Below are 887 nucleotides of genomic sequence, written 5' to 3' on the forward strand. Positions count from 1 at the left end.
GAGAACGTGATGGTCGGACGTCACGTTCGCACGAAGCACGGTCTGGTCGGCGCGGTGTTCCAGACGCCCGCCGAACGCCGCGAAGAGCGCGAGATCAAGGAGCGCGCGCTCGAACTGCTGGAATACGTCGGCGTGCTGCAATACGCGGATTACACGTCGCGCAATCTGTCGTACGGGCATCAGCGCCGTCTGGAGATCGCGCGCGCGTTGGCGACCGATCCGAAGCTGCTCGCGCTCGACGAACCCGCCGCCGGCATGAACGCGACGGAGAAGGTCGAGCTCACGCGTCTGCTCGACAAGATCCGCGCGGACGGCAAGACGATTCTTCTGATCGAACACGACGTGAAACTCGTGATGGGATTGTGCAACCGCATGACGGTGCTCGATTACGGCAAGGTGATCGCCGAAGGTCTGCCGCAGGACGTGCAGAAGGACCCGAAGGTGATCGAGGCATATCTGGGTGCGGGGGTGCACTAAATGGCGACCACAAGCGCAATGTTGAAGGTCAAGGGTCTGCAGGTGAATTACGGCGGCATCCAGGCGGTGAAGGGTGTCGATCTCGAAGTCGGGCAGGGCGAACTGGTTACGCTGATCGGCGCGAACGGCGCGGGCAAGACGACGACGATGAAGGCCATCACCGGCCTCAAGCCGTACTCGGGCGGCGATATCGAGTACATGGGCCAGTCGATCAAGGGCATGCCGACGCATGAACTGCTCAAGCGCGGCCTCGCGATGGTGCCGGAAGGCCGCGGCATCTTCGCGCGCATGTCGATTCTCGAGAACATGCAGATGGGCGCGTATCTGCGCAACGATTCGGACGGCATTCAGAAGGACACGGAGCGCATGTTCGGCTTCTTTCCGCGTCTGAAGGAACGTGCGTCGCAGTA

Annotated in this window: 2 protein-coding genes; both read left to right on the forward strand. The window is 62.1% G+C overall.

The genetic code is table 11. The annotated features are described in order from the left end of the window. Nucleotides 1-477 (forward strand): ABC transporter ATP-binding protein (locus NCS02_RS03415; protein WP_250522888.1); only part of this gene is annotated, 477 nt, incomplete at its 5' end. An 18-nt stretch (nucleotides 478-495) separates the two neighbouring features. Further along, nucleotides 496-887 (forward strand): ABC transporter ATP-binding protein (locus NCS02_RS03420; RefSeq protein ID WP_502800862.1); only part of this gene is annotated, 392 nt, incomplete at its 3' end.

The sequence above is a fragment of the Caballeronia sp. NCF2 genome, assembly GCF_023631205.1.
Lineage (GTDB): Bacteria > Pseudomonadota > Gammaproteobacteria > Burkholderiales > Burkholderiaceae > Caballeronia > Caballeronia zhejiangensis.